This is a genomic window from Faecalispora anaeroviscerum, assembly GCF_947568225.1.
In the GTDB taxonomy this organism is placed as follows: domain Bacteria; phylum Bacillota; class Clostridia; order Oscillospirales; family Acutalibacteraceae; genus Faecalispora; species Faecalispora anaeroviscerum.
Window position 1 is genome coordinate 1,559,556 of record NZ_CANOOQ010000001.1, and the last position, 17,826, is coordinate 1,577,381.

A 17,826-nucleotide genomic window follows, 5' to 3' on the forward strand; every position below is an offset into this window, starting at 1 on the left:
GATGTTGATAAGAACTTCCGGATGCGGCCCAAGGTGCCCATGTTAGCGTTTGGTTTTTGAACAAAACAACAAATTCCCGGAAGGCGATCAGAACGCCTTCCGGGAATTCATTGTATATAGGATTTCGTTTTATGGGAAAACCGTTGGAACGCCCGCCTCAATGCTTCGGTACAGCTCCTGTATTTTCGCGTCCGTACATTCCTCAAAATTTCGAAGCGGAAATTCAAGCTTCATGGCCTCGTATTTGCTGATGCAGTATTTGCGAAACGGCAGCAGCTCAAGCCTCTGAAGATTTGTGTACCGGGCAGCCAATTCTGCTGTTTTCAGAATATGTTCCTCGCTGTCGGTAAGTTCCGGAACCACGACATGCCGAATCCACAATGGCACCCCAAGCTCTTCCGTCTGCTTTAAAAAGCGCAGCACCTGATCCATATTTCCCCGGGCATAGTGAAGGTAATCCGCTTCATTGGAAAATTTAAGGTCACAGAGAACCAAATCGGTGTGGAGCAGCACAGAACGGGCCCCCTCAGGGTCACCGATCCCGGCGGTATCCAGCGCAGTATGAATTCCCTCGCGGTGGAGGCGGCGAAACAAGTCAGAAACAAATCCCCATTGCAGCAACGGTTCTCCGCCTGAAACAGTCACTCCGCCGGACGTGGCAAAATAAGATTTGTAACGCAGAACCTTCTCTACCACCTCATCAACGGTGTACTCCGTGCCGCTGGTCAGGCTCCAAGTATCGGGGTTGTGGCAATAAGCACAGCGCAAAGTACACCCCTGCAGAAAAATGACAAAGCGGAGCCCGGGGCCGTCTACCGCGCCCAGACTTTGAAAGGAATGAACCCGACCCTTCATTACATTACCTCGTGGAAGGTACGCGAAATCACTTCGCGCTGCTGTTCCTTTGAGAGCTTGTGAAAATTCACGGCATAGCCAGATACGCGGATGGTGAGATTGGGATAGCGCTCCGGATGCTCATAGGCTTCCATCAGGGTTTCTCTATTTAACACATTGACATTGATGTGGTGTGCCTTTTGCAGAAAGTAGCCATTCAAAATGGAAACCAGATTCGCGTGGCGCTCCTCGTCGCTATGCCCCAGTGCCTGCGGGATGATTGAGAAAGTGTTGGAGATTCCGTCCTTGCAGACATCATAAGAGAGCTTTGCGACAGAATTCAGGGATGCGAGCGCGCCGTTTTTCTCGCGGTTATGCATGGGGTTTGCGCCAGGAGCAAACGGCTCGCCGGCCTTTCTCCCATCGGGCGTTGCCCCGGTCTTTTTGCCGTAAACCACGTTGGAGGTAATGGTCAGAATAGAGAGCGTGTGCTCGGCGTTGCGGTAGGTCGGATTCTTCTGAAGTGCCTCAAAGAACAGCCTGACCTGCTCCTGCGCGATGGAATCGACGCGGTCGTCATCATTGCCGTAAGCCGGATATTCACCGACTGTTTCAAAGCCTGTGATCAGCCCGCTCTCGTCGCGAATGCACCTGACCTTTGCGTACTTGGTAGCGGAAAGCGAATCGGCCAAAACGGAAAGCCCCGCAATTCCAAACGCCATAAAGCGGTGTACATCGGTGTCATGCAGCGCCATCTGCGTTTTTTCATAGGCATATTTGTCGTGCATATAATGGATGATATTCATTGCACTCACATAGGTTTTCGCCAGCCAGTCGCGGTAAAAGGCCATGCCATCCAGAACCGTTTTGTAATCGAGGTACTCTCCCTCATAGGGAGTTTTGGCCGGGGCGATCTGCTTCCCGCTCTTCTCATCTCGGCCGCCGTTCAGGCTCATGAGCAGGAGCTTTGCCAGGTTTGCCCGCGCGCCGAAGAACTGCATGTCCTTCCCCAGGCGCATCGCCGAAACACAGCAGGCAATTCCATAATCATCGCCGAATTTAGGGCGCATAATGTCGTCGTTCTCATACTGAATGGCATCCGTTTCACAGGAAGCCTTCGCGGCAAAGCGCTTGAAGTCCTCCGGCAGATGGTCAGACCACAAAACGGTGAGGTTGGGTTCCGCCGACGCACCCAGATTATACAGCGTATGAAGCATGCGGAAGGAGCTTTTGGTTACCAGAGTTCGGCCGTCCTCCCCCATGCCGCCGACCGATTCCGTAATCCACATCGGGTCGCCCGCAAACAGCTCGTTGTACTCCGGTGTGCGCAGGTGGCGCGCCATACGAAGCTTCATCACAAAATCATCGAAAATTTCCTGCGCCTGCTGCTCCGTGATAAGGCCGTTTTTCAGGTCGCGTTCAAAGTAAATGTCAAGGAATGTGCTGACGCGGCCGAGGCTCATCGCCGCGCCGTTCTGCTCCTTGATCGAGCCGAGGTAGCCGAAATACAGCCATTGCACCGCTTCTTTGGCATTTTCTGCGGGCCTTGAAAGATCAAAGCCATACAGAGCGGCCATGTCCTTCAGGTACCCCAAAAATGTGATCTGCTGATACAGCTCCTCCAGCTGGCGGATATGATCCGCATCCATAACACCCTCGCCGATTTTCGCCTTGTCCTTTTTCTTTTCCTCAATCAGCCGGTCCACCCCGTAGAGCGCGACTCTGCGATAATCGCCGATAATGCGCCCTCTTCCGTACGCGTCCGGCAGGCCGGTGATGATGCCGCAGTGCCGGGCCGCACGAATCTCATCGGTATAGGCGCGAAAAACACCTTCATTATGGGTGGTTCGGTACTGAAACTCCTTCTCCACCTCCGGAGAAAGCTGATACCCGTAAGCTTCACACGCCTTGCGCGTCATGTTCAGCCCGCCGAAAGGGTTCACACCACGCCGCAGCGGGCGATCAGTCTGCAAACCCACAATGATTTCCTGATCCTTGTCCAGATAGCCGGGATTATAGCTGGTCAATGAGGTAACGGTTCGCGTATCGATGTCGAGAACGCCGCCGAATTCCTGCTCCATCTCCAGCAGGTGATTCAGCTTTTTCATCAACGCGTTTGTTCTCTCCGTTGCCGGGGTCAGGAACTCCGCACCGCCCTCATACGGCGTATAGTTCGTCTGAATAAAATTCCGAACGTCGATCTCCGTTTCCCAGTTTCCGCCGTGAAACTCGTTCCATGCCTGTGCCTTCATAAGCTCTCCTTTTGTTTCAAGGCATTCGGCTTTCCCTGTACCGCCATTTTCAAAACAAAAAAGGGCGGCACTTGGTAAAAACCAAAATGCTGCCCAGACGGTCGGCTGAAGATACAGCTTTTATTCCCCTGTGGTTTGATCTCCACATTACCCGTCAGTCATAAAAGCCTGTTTAATTGTGTTTTCATTATAGAAGATGCGGGGAGCATCTGTCAACAGGTAAATCACATTTTTTCTTACCCACAAAAATGTGCAATAGCAGCTTCTGAATTTTGTGTTTTATTACAATCAACCGTACTGCTGGCAAGCAGTTACCAAGTAACAGCTAGTACGTCCTTTCAGAGATAAGAATATTGGGATCTAATCATATCATCCCCTTTATTGTGTTGTAATTAAGCCATACCTTCGAACATTCTCCCTCTTCGTTCGCTAAACACTAAATAGAAGCATTTTAGAACCATACGCAACAATAAAAAGCCACAAACCCGCATTGCTGCTGGATTTGTGGCTTTGTGTTTTTTATTCCCACTCGCCGAGTTAATCTCGTTTCTAAACTTTTCTGTTTAGATATTTTGATTCCATTTGATACGATATAGCTTCAGCTATCTTTATCCTAACGGGTTGCCGAACTTTTGCTATCAAAAATCTATCAGGGTGTGTCTATCGCAGGTCGCATTCACTGTGCTCTTGCAAGGGGCTTGCGGGTTGGGCGGATGCTATTGTGAATGCTTATACTTGCTCTCTTGGGGTACAATCTGAACGATCTTGCCTGTATTATTCATAGTGCAAGGATTCCCCATGTATCTCCAAATCAAAAACTTTCAACCTCTGCGGATTCAAGGAAGCTCTGGCAAACCAAGTTCCTTCAGGAACTGATTGTGCTTTGCCTTTGCTTTTTTTATAGCTTCTTCAGTTTCATCAAGATTCTTTTTTACTGTTGCAAGATCAATAATCACTTCTTTCTCAGCAGTACTCACATATCTTGATATGTTTAGATTGAAGCCGTTCTTTTCAATCTCTTCCATTGACACACGGCGCGAATATTTTTTATCGTCTTCTTTGCGGAACTGATAGGTCTCTACGATTCTGTCGATGTGTTCAGGCAATAAGACATTTTGTCGTTTCCCTTTTTCGAAATACTCACTCGCATTAATAAACAACACATCGTCCGGTCTCTTGCACTTTTTCAAGACAAGAATGCAAACCGGGATGCCCGTTGAGAAAAAGAGGTTTGAAGGCAATCCGATAATCGTGTCGATGTTTCCATCCGTGAGTAGTTTCTTTCTAATTTTCTCTTCTGCACCGCCACGGAACAAAACGCCATGGGGCAAAATGATTGCCATCGTGCCGTTATCACTTAAAAAGTGAAATCCATGTAACAGAAAAGCAAAGTCAGCCGCAGATTTCGGAGCAAGGCCGTAGCTTTTAAAGCGGAAATCTTCGGACATCTCTTCGGTTGGTTCCCAGCGGTAGCTGAACGGTGGATTTGCAACGACTGCATCGCATTCCAATTTTTTGGCTGGATTCATCTCGTTCAAGATATCCCAGTCATTTGTCAACGAATCTCCGTGAAAGATTTGAAACGCTGTACTCTTAAATCCATGAAGAAGCATATTCATACGTGCAAGGTTATACGTTGTGACATTTTTTTCTTGTCCATATATCTGGCTAATGCTATTTGGATCAAGATGTTCTTTTACATTTATTAGCAAGGAAGCTGAACCACAGGCAAAGTCTAGTAAGTTGTTAATTCTCGCCCGTTTGCCTGAACTAGGGTTATGACTGTCAAGGATGACAATGCGAGAAAGAATGGTCGATACCTGTTGTGGAGTATAAAACTCTCCGGCTTTTTTTCCTGAACCTGCTGCAAATTGACCAATCAAGTATTCATAAGCATTTCCCAAGAGATCAGTTTCGTCGGTGAATTTAGAAAGGCCCTCAGCAATTTCAGTTATAATTGTACACAGCATGGAATTTCGCGCCGGATAATTCTTTCCCAGTTTCTCAGAGTCGAGATTAACCTCAGAAAATAGACCCTGAAACGCACTGTCAAAGGACTCGTTTTCAATAAACTTAAAACCAGCTTGTAAAGTCTTTAAAAGGTCATCACTCTGTGTGCGTGCTAATTCGCAAATGTTGCTCCAAAGATAATGAGGCTTAATCACATAATGAAGCTTGCGGCGCATTTGTTTTTCAAGCATAGCCACATCGTCAGGGTTTTTGGCGTACCAAACCAACAGCGGTGTCAAAGCTGTTGTCTCTGGAGCATGGCCATTATCTCCAGCAAGTATTTCCTTTGCACGTTCTTCTAGCCGCTCCATGCTAAAAAAGTCAGAGAAATTTACAGCAGTAGCATGCTTGTTTTCCTTTTCTGATTTGAGGGCGTTAACATACTCTTCACATTGCAAATAATCGCCGCCAAGTTCTTTCTTTGCGGCATCCTCGTAGTTGTCGGAAAGGTAGCGCAGGAAGAGGAACGACAACATATAGTCGCGGAAATCATCAGGGTTCATCGCCCCGCGCAGTTTGTCGGCTATTGCCCATAGGGTTGCGCCTAATTGTTTTTGCTGTGTATCATTCATTCTTGCGCCTCCTATTCATCACCAAACAATTCGGTGTTGAATTTGTAAGTTTCTAAAAATCCATCCAGAATTTCTTTGAAAATTCTCTTGTTGTCCTCAACCATTTCAACGGGTTCGAATATTGAATATGCCCCATGACTTAACAGGTTTGTCATTCGCAGATGAACTATACCATCTACATCTGTCTCGTCTTGCTTGATGCAAGCAGAAAATTTGTCAAACCCGTGGAATGAGGCTGTCTTTTCAAGTATATTTCGGAGAATATTAAAATGATAGGTATAGAGCCTTCCGGAGTCTGCAACCTCTTTCAATTGTTTCAACAATTCGACATGATGAAAAAAGGGAGTATCTCCAGTATCGCGAACGATGTATCTACCAGTATCACCTTTTTTACTAACAAACCGCTTTACCGTGTTGTCGCGTTTTAGCTCGTTATACATTACATTGAAAAACAATGCATGGTGCGTAGAAACAACTACTTTCATATCGCTACTCTTAATCAATTGCGCAAGATGGCAAGCAACAGCTACAGCGTTATTATCGTCTAATGATGAAATTGGATCGTCTATATAGATATATTTGACCCAGTCATAAGCAGTCTCTCCATCAATCGCCAGTTGAGCCACGGCGAGAAAGAAGCACCAGATAAAAATGTTTTCCTCCCCGCGAGAAACTTTAATTCGATTTTCCGTAACTACGGAGTCCCTCTTCTTAACATCCCGCGAAAAAGCAATATACCCCTCGTCGAAAAATAATTCGAAGTAAAAATCCGCATATCTATCCAGAAGTGGACGAATACGGGTATCAATTGCAAAGCCGTCCAGCCCTCTGAAAAAACGAGAATCCTTGTTAAACAGCAGCCGTCTATCTGTGTCACCATCAAGGTCATTGTTCCAAGTGAAAAGGTCTTCGGTAAACGCATTATAATAAAGCGTGTCCGCCGTCTTTTCATCAGTTCCACGAATCGACTTCTTGCCGATATCCTTAAACGCGCAAGAGAGTCTTGTTTTTCCGGTTCCATTATAGGCGAAAAGAAGGTAGCATTTTTTATCGCCAAGTATATCGCGCATATTCTGAGCAAGCTTTTTTAGGCTTGGAAAAGTTTTGCTGCTCATTCATCCACCTCCTCAACAGAGGGGAATAGGCCTTGCATTAAACCTTTTTTGTGTAGTCTGAGAGCTTCGATTTTATCTGCTTGTACGGCTATAACCTCGTCGAGATTACAGAGGAAAGTGCCGATGGCGGTTTGTTCCGCTAGCGATGGTATCATTACATCCTGTTGAAGAACTGAGTCACGTGCAATGCCTACAATAAGTCCTCTTGCGTCCTTTTTAATGTTTTCGACTACTGAAGTTGCAAGATAATAATTGAATTTTTTATCAAGAGCGGTGAGGTTTTGCAAAGCCATAAATTGCCTTGCAATATGAGCGCGCTTTTGGGCTAATCTGGCAAGAGTTCCATATCCAGAACCCTTGCACACAAGCAAAACATCACCTTGATAAGCAACACATTTAGGCTTTTCTGTCCAACGGTTCACAATCGTTTCACCTTTGACTATGCAACTTGCACCAGTCATATAAGGCGTACCTATTCCTAATTCATTATAATCCGATGGTTCAAAATCTTGGCCTGACACTAAATTGATTAAATCAGAATACTTCCGCTGTTCCCAATTGCCAGTATAGCCCGCAAATCGAATTTCAGGCACAGCTTTTCCTTCAGTGGGAAACAGCTTCTGCATAAGGCCTTTTTTGTGCGCCTTGAGTGCCTCAAGCTTTTTGTCTTCTGCGGCGATAAGGTCGTCGAGAGAAGAAAGGCAATCAGCGATTTTTTGTTGTTCCGCCCTATCTTTTGGAGTGGGCAGAACGATGCTAAAAAAATCTGTTGGGTTAATGTTTAAAAGTCCATCCATTCTGGCGCCACTTGTTATGAACTTCATCAATTGCTTGCCGTGGAAATTACTTTCAAAATATCCCTTGTAAAAATCTGATACATAGTTTTTATTAAAACGAAAGCTGATAAAAGCATTTGGCACAGCGGCTTCGTCATACTCATTGAGTTCATATATACAACCTTGAGGATACTTCTTTGAATTGCCTTTGTTGAAAGAAAAATCTCCTTTTCTCAACAAAATGTAATTTTTATATTGTTTGCCTGAAATATCGCGGCTAAACTTTTCTGCTTGCGAAATGAAACCTGCTCCCGCCGAAATGCTCAAGGTGGTAAGCTGCCTATCACCGACCTTTTCAGTAATTCTGTCAGCTATTTCATCAAGTGTGTATTCTTGCCACTCATCTGCCGATACAAACTCCGGGAACCGCAGTCTCGGCATCAAAGCTGTTTTCTCATTTTTACTCATAAGCCTTCAACCCCGCAATCTCACGCCCGCCCGCAAGTTTTTTCAGCAATGGAATTAAATCGTCCATTAGCACAATTTCCTTCTTTGCCCTGTCTCTCCATGCAAGATTCAACGGAACCAATAAATCACTCAGCTTTTCGCCATCAAAAATCATGCGATCCATAATTTCATCCACAAAGGTTTGTAGCGATGCAGGCTGCAAACCATGCTTTTCTGCGATCGCCGCCATTTCCTTTGCCGCCTTTTCGTCCTTGAATATCCTATAGCCTTCTCTTATCGCCTTCTCATCTAAGCCTTTTCCGGTCTCCAGCGTTTTGATATATTCTATGATATCATCACGCTCATCCATCATATTCGAATTTGAGCTGAGTAGGCCGATGAGTTGTTCGCGACTCATTTTCTCTTTTTTAGGCACATCAGGCTGTGTGTATTTTGAAATCAATGAGATGATATAGTCATAATCAATGATGGCAGAGGAAAACAGAACGAACTCGAAATCGAGCTGTTCAATAGCAGGGTCTTTGTTCTCAATATCCTTGCCCTGCTGTGCTTTTAACTGCTGGGCGGTCTCTATATAGACACCACGGAAAGCACGCAGAGTGTCCTCTGGCAAGAGCTCTTCAATCTTTGCCACTTGCTCTTCTTTGATATCAGTATATTGGTCGAGCTGGGTTTTGAGGCGCTGCACTTCTTTAAATTTATTGATAAATTCACCTCGCGCAGCATCGCCTTTCAGATTGCTCACCTGTTCAGGTTTACACTCCAAGCCCTGTGATTCCATAAACTTTTCAAGTTCAGAAACCGCCTTGTCCAGTTTATCAACCACAACAGGAGCGGGGTCAACAAGCCAGATTTCTTTTGCTCGGCTACTGTTGGCCTTCCCAGAGAACAAAGCAATCGCTTCATTTACTTCGTTTTCCTGCCCCCTAAAATCAAGAATATTTCCATAAGGCTTTGTATCGTTCAGGATTCGGTTCGTCCTTGAAAATGCTTGGATTAATCCATGCTGCTTCAAGTTCTTATCGACATATAGGGTGTTCAGGTATTTTGAATCGAACCCGGTTAGAAGCATATCCACAACAATGGTTATGTCAATTTTGTTTTTGTGAGGATAGTCTGAGTTGGGATATTTTTGGTCTTTGATGCGTTGCTGTACATCCTGATAGTACAAATCGAACTCGTTAATGTTGTGGTTTGTGCCGTACTGCTTATTATAACTATCCATGATGCTTTTAAGGGCTGCCTTTTTCTTCTCCGGTTCTTTTTCGTTATCGATTTTTTCCTGCTGTAAATCTTCTTGTAATTGCTTGACATCTTTATTGCCCTCGGCTGGCGGAGAAAACACGCAAGCGATATTCAAAGGCACATAATCCTCGCCTTTACTGAGTTCATCCTGCAACGACTTAAAGAGTTCAAAATATTCAATTGCATCGTTAATAGATGCAGTCGCAAAAATAGCGTTATAACGTCTGCCATTGGTGGCGGCATCGTGTTTTGAAATTATCGCTTCAGCTATTGCTTTTTTACTCAAAACAGCAGGCGCTTTTGCCGCTTTTTTAACGTCTTCCGGTTTGAAATAGTCAACGTGGAAACGAAGCACATTCCGGTCATCAATGGCATTCGTAATCGTGTAGGCATGAAGCTCTTTTTGGAATACATCCTTCGTCGTGATATATGAGCCAACCGTGCCATCTATTTTCTTATAGGTGGCATTATCTTCAAATATGGGCGTACCAGTAAACCCGAAAAGCTGAGCATTCGGGAAGAAATTCTTTATTTCCTCATGATTATCACCAAACTGAGAACGATGGCATTCGTCAAAAATAATGACGATGCGTTTACCTGCAAGTTTCTCCAGACGGTCTTTGTAAGTCGGTTCACCCCTCCTCTTTTTTTCTTTATTACGTTTACTGTTTTCATCAAGAGCAAGGCCAAGCTTTTGGATGGTTGTAACAATCACCTTATCTTTGTAGTCATCGGAGGTAAGGCGCTTCACCAGGCTTTCCGTATTGGTGTTCTCTTCAACACAGCCTTCTTGAAATTTATTAAACTCCAAGCGTGTTTGCCTATCTAAGTCTTTTCGGTCAACAACGAATAAGCACTTTTCGATTTCAGGATTATCTTTCAGAAGTGTCGATGCTTTAAACGAGGTTAGGGTTTTTCCACTTCCGGTCGTGTGCCAGATGTACCCATTTCCACGGTTTTGGTCGATGCAATCCACAATGGCTTTGACAGCATAGATCTGATACGGGCGCATGATCATCAATCTCTGCTCGCTTACAACAAGCACCATGTAACGGCTTATTAATTGCCCAAGGGTGCATTTGGGTAGAAACTTATCGGCAAAATCATGTAGATGTGTGATTTTGTTGTTGTCATCGTCTGCCATTTGATAAATTGGCAAAAAACGCTCATCTGAATTAAAAGAAAAATGCTCTTTGGGATTATTCGCAAAATAATATGTATTGGTCTCATTGCTCACAATAAAAAGTTGCATAAAACAAAGCAACGAATTTGTATAGCCATTCCCGGGGTCATTTTTGTATTCAACAATTTGCTCCATTGCCCTTTTTGGCGTAATTTGAAGCGTTTTAAGTTCTACCTGAACAACGGGGATGCCATTTATAAGTATTATTACATCATAACGATGATTGCTGTTTTCTGTGTTAATGCGCAGTTGATTTATGACCTCATACTCGTTTTTGCACCAATCCTTGATATTAACGAGCGTGTATTGAAGGGGGGTATCATCATCGCGCTTGAAAGTGTTTATTTCTCGCAACGCTTTTGCCGCAGCGAATACATCGGATGTAATAATTGTCTCTCTGAGGCGCGCAAATTCAGAATCGCTCAACTTTACACGATTCAATCTTTCAAAATGATCTCTGAAATTGGCTTCGAGCGAGGCTCTATCTCTAATGTCCTCGCGGTATGTGTATTTTAAATCCTGAAGCTTACGTATAAAGTCCATCTCTATTTGATGTTCAGATTTCATTCTCAAAACTCCTCTTGATTTCGCTCACCGTGCATAATCATTGCTACTAAATACCGAGCTAAACGCTTTATTTATCTACCCGCTTAGCGCAATTACTGCTGAACATCTATCTCCACAATATCGCTAATATCACACTTCAACGCGGTACATATTTTCACAAGAACATCTGTAGTGACATTCTCATTTTTCCCAAGTTTCGCAATTGAGGCATGGCTTATACCAGCTGCTAGACATAAATCTTTTTTCTTCATATCACGATCTATTAACAGTTTCCATAGCTTCTTATAGCTTACAGCCATTGCTCTCACCTCGCTAGAATATACTACGATGATTATAACTCTTCGTTTCAGCGTTTGCAATATCAAAATCAGCAATCGCTGAAATTTGCGTGTAACATGTCAAATGGCAAATTTATATTACTGTAAATGCATATTATAGCATATGCCATAGCAGTTTCTTCATTTTATGATGTTTATATCTCTTATTTCGCCACATTTATAACCATCAGCTTTTTCTGTCTTGCATATTGCACAGTTTGATCGGTACCGCTCATCGGATGCAGTAACGAACAAACACAATAAGCTGAATGATCCACCATATAACGATTCCGCTTTTTCATACAACCATTGGCGTATTCTTCCGAAACATAGACGACCTCATCTGCTTCTGCAAGGATGTTATGATATAATCGTTTTTGCTCGTTAGTCCAATGCTCATCTTGATTTTTACAAGGCAGGGCGAAAATTAGGCGGATTTTTTGCCCCATTTCTTTCTTTGCAATAATCAAGGAGGCCGCAATCTGATCAAAACCCAATGCATCGCCTGAGATGAAATCCGTCACGCCCTGAGCAATAAGGCTTTCTATTTCGCGATTGAGATTCAGCACGATCTTTTCAATCTTGTCTTGTGGCAGTTTGCGATGTCCTGTGAAGCAGCAAGTATTCACTCTCATAATCCCCATCCTCATCGTTTTTATTTGGTATCTCCAAATAAACTTATTATATTTGGTATTGCCAAATATAGCAACCCCTTTGTCCTTTATAATTTGGGGCAGAGGTGATGTTATGAAAAAACGCAAATTGCCGCTTGGCGATAGAAATATGATTGGTGCTCGCGTCGCCGAAGCGCGAGGAAACCTTGGTATGAAACAAGTGGAACTTCTATCAAAATTGCAGACAGCGGGAATTGACATTAGCATCCCTGCACTCTCACTTCTGGAAGGGCAAAAGCGTCCAGTGTCCGACTTAGAGCTAAACGCTTTAGCTGACATATTAAATGTTACGGTCGATTGGCTTTTGGGCAGAGAGTAAGGCCGGGTTCGCAGCAACGCAAACCCGGCCTTAAATCTATCATCATTCTCATATTATTATCGAGCATCCCTCGTCTGCCGTTGATCCTTGTTCCTACCAAGCAGATGAGCAAGACCGTGTTGCTCAATAAATGATTTATAGAAACTATTTCGTTGCTTCAGCTCCTTATTTTCCTTCTGTAAACTCCCCACATTGAGCTGCCCTCGGACAGAGCGATACTGGTCAAGCTGCCTCGTAAGCGACGATATTGTTTCCGTCAGCTCCACGACTTTGGCCTTTAATCCGGCGATGGTTTTTTCAGCGGCTTGCAAGAGCTTTTCGAGCTTTCGCTCTTTTTTCACCTGGACAACATATTTCTGCGCCGCTGTTACAAGTGTTTTATAGTCCACCTTCTCAAGCATCACCTTTGAGGAAAGAGGAACATTTTTTGCCTCGATTTGTTCAACGGCCTGAACATCGGCCTGCTTATTTTGTAGCTTTGCTATGGTTTCTTCCAGAGAAGCGACTTCCTTTGACCGTTGTACTTTTTTGTAATCCATGACGCTCAAATGCTCATCGTGAGTGCCAAGTTGTTCCCACTCGATACCGTGGCGCTCCATCACCTGCGAGAACTGTTCCTTTTCGGATTTGACCCACTGGCTCCATTCGGTATCACCACGGGTGCCACCAGTGAATCCCTGCGCTGCAAGTGCCTGTTTGAGTGACACGCGGGTGTCCAGTCCGCGTTTGCTGCCTGTGATGAATGGCACAAAATCTATATGCAGGTGGGGCGTAGCCTCGTCCATGTGGAGATGTGCGGAGAAGACTTTCAGGTGCGGATTTCGATCCTGAAAGCTCTGCATGAAGTCATCGAGAACCTTTGCTGCAAGCTGACCATCCTCGCTCTCTGCGGCCATATTTTCTTTGTTTCCCACTTGAAATATAATCTCATAGAAGAGCTTCTCCTGTTTGCCCGTCCGAATTTTTTCGTAGTAATCATTAATGCAGCGGTCGGCGCGTTTTTGCTTGACATTATATCTTTGGAGCGCCTCATCAAAAAGTTCGTGGTAGACATCTTTGATAGGTGTGTTGCAATATGAAATGTTTAACTGGGTTCGCTCGGCATCTATATTAGTCGCCTTGAATAAGCGGCTGTTGTGATTGACAGAACCTTTGCCGAGCATGACGCTTATCGTACGCTTCATTACATCCTCCTTCTTTTCGGCAGGTATCCGGCGCGAGCCGGGGTTTTGTTACTTTTTTCAAAAGTAACGCAAAAGCGCTTTTGACACTACGTATCAAAAGCGCCCTTGCGCCCTACGGGGTGGAAGGGGCTTTGCCCCGCCGTCTGCGGACGGCTCCCCAGTACTCATCGCCCTTTGAAAAGGGCGGCCGCACGGCTTCCCTAAACTTTATTTCACTCGCCGCTAGGCAGAAGGAATGGCGCTACCATCCCTTCGCTGGCGAGTGTTGTCCGTGGCGCGGCGTCAAGGGGTCCGGGTTGTATTGCTTTCCACCCCAACGAAACTTCGTTTCGCCGGGGACCTCGGTGCGGCAATCTCCACCCGCAGGTATGCCCCCTTGACTTTGCGCCCGCTCCCCGTGTCGGTCGTGACGATAGTGACGGTATTTTTGATACCGCCGCCATTCCCGAAAATATCGACACGACCGTCACCATCGTCACGCGTGGGAGTTGTCCAGCGTCAGCTTGATCGTCCTTCCGGCATGGGTACGGCTGCTCTCATATCGGATGCCATATTCGTTCCACAACCTATCCGCCTCGATGTTTAATTTTCGTGTCAGAACATTTGGCTGAATATCCATCCTATCCAATCCATCAATCAACTCCGTTGCGCTGCCGCTCCAACTCGGAGCGACATCCGTTACGCTGCCGCTCCAACTCGGAGCGACATCCGTTACGAGACGAGCAACGGCCTCAAGTATCGGATCAGGCGGCTCTTTCCAAAGCTGCGTTTCCTTATCGGTCAACTGCCATAAACAACGATCACGGTCAAAGAGAAGATGCAATTTTTGATCCTGCTGATCTCTGCCGACGATTTCCAACACGGCCTTGTTTTCCGTGCGTTTTTCCTTTTGCATAATGAACGCGCCATCCGCTGCGCCAAGCAGACCGTTTGTGCCGGATATGGTATCAAAGGAATCGCCCGCCGATTGCTTTCGCGTGTGATGGACGAGTATAACGCAGACATTGTGATGGTCTGCAAATTGCTTGAGCTTGGTCACAATTTCATAGTCGCTGGCGTAGCTGTATTTTTCGCCACCGACCTCACGTACCTTTTGCAAAGTGTCGATGATAATGAGTCTCGTATCGGGATGCTCACTCACGAATTTTTTGAGCTGACCGTCCAACCCTTCGCTCACATTTTTGGCGTGAGTAGCAAAATAGAAATTATCTATGCTGTCCATACCAAACATCCGCGACAGCCGCTTTTGCAGCCGCGCATAGTCATCCTCAAGCGCAAGATAGAGGACGCTGCCTTTGTGGACGGCGTACTCCCATAGGGGAATACCGCCGCTCACATAATAGCCAAGCTGTGCCATGAAGAAGGACTTGCCGACCTTAGGTGCTCCGGCGAACAGGTATGCGCCGGAGCATAACAGTCCGTCAATCACCTGCGCCCTCGGCTGGTAAACTGTGTCATATAGCTCTGTGAGGGAAACGGTGTGCAGATAATCGGGATTGTTCATTATTCGAAAATACTCTCTTATATAATCGTCCTCGAAATTATCATTGATTTTTGCCTCATCTTCAGGTATACTAATTTCAAGTTTTAGCGATGGTGATTGCCCCTCGCCTGTTACCGCAGGCGAATACAGGGCAGTCACTTTTTCTTTGGTTTCGCCCATTAGCACTCCTCCTTCAAGCCATCCATCGTTTTAGTGACAAGCTGAATCGTATCCAGCAAGTCATCATCAATCTGTTCGCCGGAAGCAATGCGCTGTAATTCTTCCAGCACGGCGGAAAGCTGATTACGGAGGGCTTTATACACACGGGGATTGCCCTGCACCACAATATCCAAGCATTGCAGCCGCCGGACGATATAATCCTGCTTGGTCAGGCCGGAAAGACGAACGGCGGTCTCAATCCGCGCATCTTCCTGCGGTGATACGCGGAACGCCACAGTCTTGTTGCGCCAGCGCCCTTTATTGTCTAAACTTTTTAGTGACATAGTATTCAAACTCCTTTCCCGGTTCTTTGAACATCCAGTTTTTCCGCCATTTCCGTCTGCCGCGTGGGAAACAAATGTGCATAACGATACGTAATGTCGATGCTCTCATGACCCACGCGGTCGGCAATCGCCAGAGCTGTAAAGCCCATATCAATCAACAAACTTATGTGGCTGTGTCTCAAATCATGGATTCTGATCCGCTTTACTCCGGTTTCCTTGGTTCCTCTATCCATCTCGTGATGAAGATAATGTTTGCTGATGGGGAAAATTCGGCTATCCGGCTCCACGTTGTAAAACTGCTTAAGATAGTCCTGCATTTCGGCACACAAAAACTGCGGCATCGTTATGATACGATTGCTCTTTTTGGTTTTGGGCGTTGTGATTACATCCTGTCCTTTTAGCCGTTGGTAGGATTTGTTGATGCGCACCGTCTCGTTTTCAAAGTCGAAGTCTGCCGGGGTGAGCGCCAGAAGCTCACCCTCTCGGATTCCGCACCAGTAAAGCATCTCAAAGGCGTAGTAGGACATGGGTTTATCCATCATGGCATCGGAAAACCTTTCATATTCTTCCTTTGTCCAAAAGAGCATTTCCCGGCGTTCCTCTGTCCCCATATTGCCCGCCCTCTGCGCAGGGTTGAGTTGCAGGCCATAGTATCGGATGGCATGGTTGAAAATGCAGCTAAGCTGGTTATGAACTGTTTTTAGATAGGTCAGGGAGTAATGCTTTCCCTTTGTATCCGTCAGTTCCCGTATTTCATTTTGCCAGTCGATAATGTCCTTTGCCGTAATCTCAGATAGCTTACGTTTCCTAAAATAAGGAAGAATTTTCTTTTGGATGATGCTGTCCTTGGTCAGCCATGTGTTCAATTTCAGCTTGGGTTTGATGTCCTTTTCGTAAAGCTGAACAAAGCTCTCAAAGGTCATGTTCACATCTGCCTGCTTTTGCTGGAGAAACTCCCGCTCCCACGCCTGCGCCTCCTTCTTGGTGGTGAAGCCACGTTTCAACTTCTGCTGCCGCTCGCCCTTCCAGTCGGTGTAGCGGAATTGCACGTACCATGTGCCATTATCGTAATTCTTAAATGCTGCCATCAGATACTCCTTTCTCGCTGGTCGCGGGTTCCATAAAACTTCTCATAGAAAAACTTCCTGTCGATTCGGCCAGAGATCGTGATGCAGCCGGTCTTTTTCAGTTCCGCGTTCATGGAACGGATTAGCTTATAGGCATAGGGCTTGGAAACTCCCAATTCCTCCGCAACTTCCTCAACTCGTAAAAACATTTGTCCTGCCACTGAATAACCTCCTTTTTATGACCCTTTTGGGCATAGTGATTTCTTTCGTGTCGGAATTACTTTCTGGCCGCCATCCGATTCGCCCGGGCGGACGCGCCATTACCGTGACGCGCGACGGTCATTTCGCCAAACTTAACTATATTTATTTAAGTTACCTTCATTATACTAACACTATTCCGTTAAGTCAAGCGGTTTTCAAGATAATCCTTAACTTTTTTATTTAAGTTTCTCTTGACTATCCTTAAACATATATGCTATACTCATGCCAGAAGTCAATTACTTATGAACAGGGGACGATGCTATGGCAATCGGTGAAAGAATCAGGTTTATCCGCAATCTGCGCGGCATGACGCAGAAGTATCTTGGAATGGCCATCGGCTTCACCGAAAAGACGGCTGATGTTCGCATGGCGCAATATGAATCGGGTGCTCGGACGCCGAAAGAAAGCATGACTTCCGACCTTGCGAATGTCTTGGACGTTTGCCCACAGGCTTTGGCTGTACCTGATATTGACAGCGATATTGGCCTGATGCACACCCTGTTTGCGCTTGAGGATTTGCGCGGCCTACGTGTCGGCGAATTTGACGGTGAAATATGTTTGCGCCTGGATAAATCCAGAGGTCGAACTTTTGACGATATGCTCAAAATGCTTTATGCTTGGCGGGAACAAGCTGCAAAGCTGGAAGCAGGGGAGATTTCCAAAGAGCAATACGACCAGTGGCGGTACAGATACCCCGAATTTGACACCACACAGCGGTGGATAAAGGTTCCATCTCAAGAACTCAGCGATGCCATCGTAAAAGCCGCAAAAAAGAAGAAATAAGTACCTTTTTTCAGACACACAAAAACGGTCTTGCCGACTTTTCAAAGTCAGCAAGACCGTTTTATAGGATAAATCCAGATTTACCTGCAAACCACCTGCTATACAGGAGTAAACAGAGTAAACCGAGAAATGGCTTCTGCTATCAATCTGCTATCAAATGGTGAAAATAAGCCCCAAAAGTCCTGAGATTTCAAGACTTTTGGGGCTTCGTTA

General features: G+C 45.6%; 15 protein-coding genes and 1 riboswitch. Of the genes, 2 read left to right on the plus strand and 13 right to left on the minus strand.

The annotated features are described in order from the left end of the window. Positions 1 to 129 precede the first annotated feature (129 nt). From pflA to QOS46_RS07865, 8 genes are all read right to left on the minus strand, one after another. Positions 130 to 855: a pyruvate formate-lyase-activating protein gene (pflA, locus tag QOS46_RS07830; RefSeq protein ID WP_283608732.1), complete on the minus strand. Its 726-nt coding sequence runs from the start codon at positions 853 to 855 to the stop codon at positions 130 to 132. Then, positions 855 to 3,086, minus strand: a complete 2,232-nt coding sequence (pflB, locus tag QOS46_RS07835; RefSeq protein ID WP_283608733.1) for a formate C-acetyltransferase — start codon at positions 3,084 to 3,086, stop codon at positions 855 to 857. Before pflB ends, pflA begins: the two co-directional genes overlap by 1 nt. An 84-nt stretch (positions 3,087 to 3,170) precedes the next feature. Continuing rightward, positions 3,171 to 3,258: riboswitch (ZMP/ZTP riboswitch) on the minus strand. A gap of 664 nt (positions 3,259 to 3,922) precedes the next feature. After that, positions 3,923 to 5,668: a type I restriction-modification system subunit M gene (locus tag QOS46_RS07840; RefSeq protein WP_283608734.1), complete on the minus strand. Its 1,746-nt coding sequence runs from the start codon at positions 5,666 to 5,668 to the stop codon at positions 3,923 to 3,925. 11 nt (positions 5,669 to 5,679) lie between these two features. After that, on the minus strand, positions 5,680 to 6,783 hold the full coding sequence (locus tag QOS46_RS07845) for an AAA family ATPase (RefSeq protein ID WP_283608735.1): 1,104 nt from the start codon (positions 6,781 to 6,783) through the stop codon (positions 5,680 to 5,682). Then, on the minus strand, positions 6,780 to 8,027 hold the full coding sequence (locus tag QOS46_RS07850) for a restriction endonuclease subunit S (RefSeq protein ID WP_283608736.1): 1,248 nt from the start codon (positions 8,025 to 8,027) through the stop codon (positions 6,780 to 6,782). The genes QOS46_RS07845 and QOS46_RS07850 overlap by 4 nt, the downstream gene beginning before the upstream one ends. Beyond that, positions 8,020 to 11,022 (minus strand): type I restriction endonuclease subunit R, encoded by a 3,003-nt coding sequence (locus QOS46_RS07855; protein ID WP_283608737.1) that lies wholly within the window; start codon positions 11,020 to 11,022, stop codon positions 8,020 to 8,022. Before QOS46_RS07855 ends, QOS46_RS07850 begins: the two co-directional genes overlap by 8 nt. A gap of 92 nt (positions 11,023 to 11,114) precedes the next feature. Then, positions 11,115 to 11,321 carry a helix-turn-helix domain-containing protein gene (locus QOS46_RS07860; RefSeq protein WP_283608738.1) on the minus strand — a complete coding sequence of 69 codons (207 nt, stop codon included), beginning with the start codon at positions 11,319 to 11,321 and terminating at the stop codon, positions 11,115 to 11,117. Positions 11,322 to 11,503: 182 nt separating this feature from the next. After that, positions 11,504 to 11,974, minus strand: a complete 471-nt coding sequence (locus QOS46_RS07865; RefSeq protein WP_283608739.1) for an SLOG family protein — start codon at positions 11,972 to 11,974, stop codon at positions 11,504 to 11,506. A 112-nt stretch (positions 11,975 to 12,086) separates the two neighbouring features. Here QOS46_RS07865 and QOS46_RS07870 point away from each other — a divergent pair, with 112 nt between their 5' ends. Continuing rightward, positions 12,087 to 12,332 (plus strand): helix-turn-helix domain-containing protein, encoded by a 246-nt coding sequence (locus QOS46_RS07870; protein ID WP_283608740.1) that lies wholly within the window; start codon positions 12,087 to 12,089, stop codon positions 12,330 to 12,332. Between the two features lie 56 nt (positions 12,333 to 12,388). Here the strand turns inward: QOS46_RS07870 and QOS46_RS07875 are convergent, their stop codons facing one another. The 5 genes from QOS46_RS07875 to QOS46_RS07895 all read right to left on the minus strand — a co-directional run bounded on the left by QOS46_RS07875 (position 12,389) and on the right by QOS46_RS07895 (position 16,778). Continuing rightward, positions 12,389 to 13,516: a plasmid recombination protein gene (locus QOS46_RS07875; RefSeq protein WP_283608741.1), complete on the minus strand. Its 1,128-nt coding sequence runs from the start codon at positions 13,514 to 13,516 to the stop codon at positions 12,389 to 12,391. 475 nt (positions 13,517 to 13,991) lie between these two features. Further along, positions 13,992 to 15,179 carry an AAA family ATPase gene (locus QOS46_RS07880; RefSeq protein ID WP_283608742.1) on the minus strand — a complete coding sequence of 396 codons (1,188 nt, stop codon included), beginning with the start codon at positions 15,177 to 15,179 and terminating at the stop codon, positions 13,992 to 13,994. Then, on the minus strand, positions 15,179 to 15,502 hold the full coding sequence (locus QOS46_RS07885; RefSeq protein WP_283608743.1) for a plasmid mobilization protein: 324 nt from the start codon (positions 15,500 to 15,502) through the stop codon (positions 15,179 to 15,181). Before QOS46_RS07885 ends, QOS46_RS07880 begins: the two co-directional genes overlap by 1 nt. 5 nt (positions 15,503 to 15,507) lie before the next feature. Next, positions 15,508 to 16,590 carry a site-specific integrase gene (locus QOS46_RS07890; RefSeq protein WP_283608744.1) on the minus strand — a complete coding sequence of 361 codons (1,083 nt, stop codon included), beginning with the start codon at positions 16,588 to 16,590 and terminating at the stop codon, positions 15,508 to 15,510. Next, positions 16,590 to 16,778, minus strand: coding sequence for a DNA-binding protein (locus QOS46_RS07895; RefSeq protein WP_456298795.1), 189 nt, complete (start codon positions 16,776 to 16,778; stop codon positions 16,590 to 16,592). Before QOS46_RS07895 ends, QOS46_RS07890 begins: the two co-directional genes overlap by 1 nt. Before the next feature lie 313 nt (positions 16,779 to 17,091). Here QOS46_RS07895 and QOS46_RS07900 point away from each other — a divergent pair, with 313 nt between their 5' ends. Continuing rightward, positions 17,092 to 17,613 carry a helix-turn-helix domain-containing protein gene (locus QOS46_RS07900; protein WP_283608746.1) on the plus strand — a complete coding sequence of 174 codons (522 nt, stop codon included), beginning with the start codon at positions 17,092 to 17,094 and terminating at the stop codon, positions 17,611 to 17,613. Positions 17,614 to 17,826: the final 213 nt, after the last annotated feature.

What these genes read in the sequence shown, in the direction of transcription:
- QOS46_RS07870 (WP_283608740.1), top strand. Translation starts at nt 12,087, where the DNA reads ATGAAAAAACGCAAATTGCCGCTTGGCGATAGAAATATGATTGGTGCT.
- QOS46_RS07855 (WP_283608737.1), bottom strand. Translation starts at nt 11,022, where the DNA reads ATGAAATCTGAACATCAAATAGAGATGGACTTTATACGTAAGCTTCAG.
- QOS46_RS07900 (WP_283608746.1), top strand. Translation starts at nt 17,092, where the DNA reads ATGGCAATCGGTGAAAGAATCAGGTTTATCCGCAATCTGCGCGGCATG.
- QOS46_RS07845 (WP_283608735.1), bottom strand. Translation starts at nt 6,783, where the DNA reads ATGAGCAGCAAAACTTTTCCAAGCCTAAAAAAGCTTGCTCAGAATATG.
- QOS46_RS07885 (WP_283608743.1), bottom strand. Translation starts at nt 15,502, where the DNA reads ATGTCACTAAAAAGTTTAGACAATAAAGGGCGCTGGCGCAACAAGACT.
- QOS46_RS07875 (WP_283608741.1), bottom strand. Translation starts at nt 13,516, where the DNA reads ATGAAGCGTACGATAAGCGTCATGCTCGGCAAAGGTTCTGTCAATCAC.
- QOS46_RS07895 (WP_456298795.1), bottom strand. Translation starts at nt 16,778, where the DNA reads ATGTTTTTACGAGTTGAGGAAGTTGCGGAGGAATTGGGAGTTTCCAAG.
- QOS46_RS07860 (WP_283608738.1), bottom strand. Translation starts at nt 11,321, where the DNA reads ATGGCTGTAAGCTATAAGAAGCTATGGAAACTGTTAATAGATCGTGAT.
- QOS46_RS07840 (WP_283608734.1), bottom strand. Translation starts at nt 5,668, where the DNA reads ATGAATGATACACAGCAAAAACAATTAGGCGCAACCCTATGGGCAATA.
- QOS46_RS07880 (WP_283608742.1), bottom strand. Translation starts at nt 15,179, where the DNA reads ATGGGCGAAACCAAAGAAAAAGTGACTGCCCTGTATTCGCCTGCGGTA.
- QOS46_RS07890 (WP_283608744.1), bottom strand. Translation starts at nt 16,590, where the DNA reads ATGGCAGCATTTAAGAATTACGATAATGGCACATGGTACGTGCAATTC.
- pflA (WP_283608732.1), bottom strand. Translation starts at nt 855, where the DNA reads ATGAAGGGTCGGGTTCATTCCTTTCAAAGTCTGGGCGCGGTAGACGGC.
- QOS46_RS07850 (WP_283608736.1), bottom strand. Translation starts at nt 8,027, where the DNA reads ATGAGTAAAAATGAGAAAACAGCTTTGATGCCGAGACTGCGGTTCCCG.
- pflB (WP_283608733.1), bottom strand. Translation starts at nt 3,086, where the DNA reads ATGAAGGCACAGGCATGGAACGAGTTTCACGGCGGAAACTGGGAAACG.
- QOS46_RS07865 (WP_283608739.1), bottom strand. Translation starts at nt 11,974, where the DNA reads ATGAGAGTGAATACTTGCTGCTTCACAGGACATCGCAAACTGCCACAA.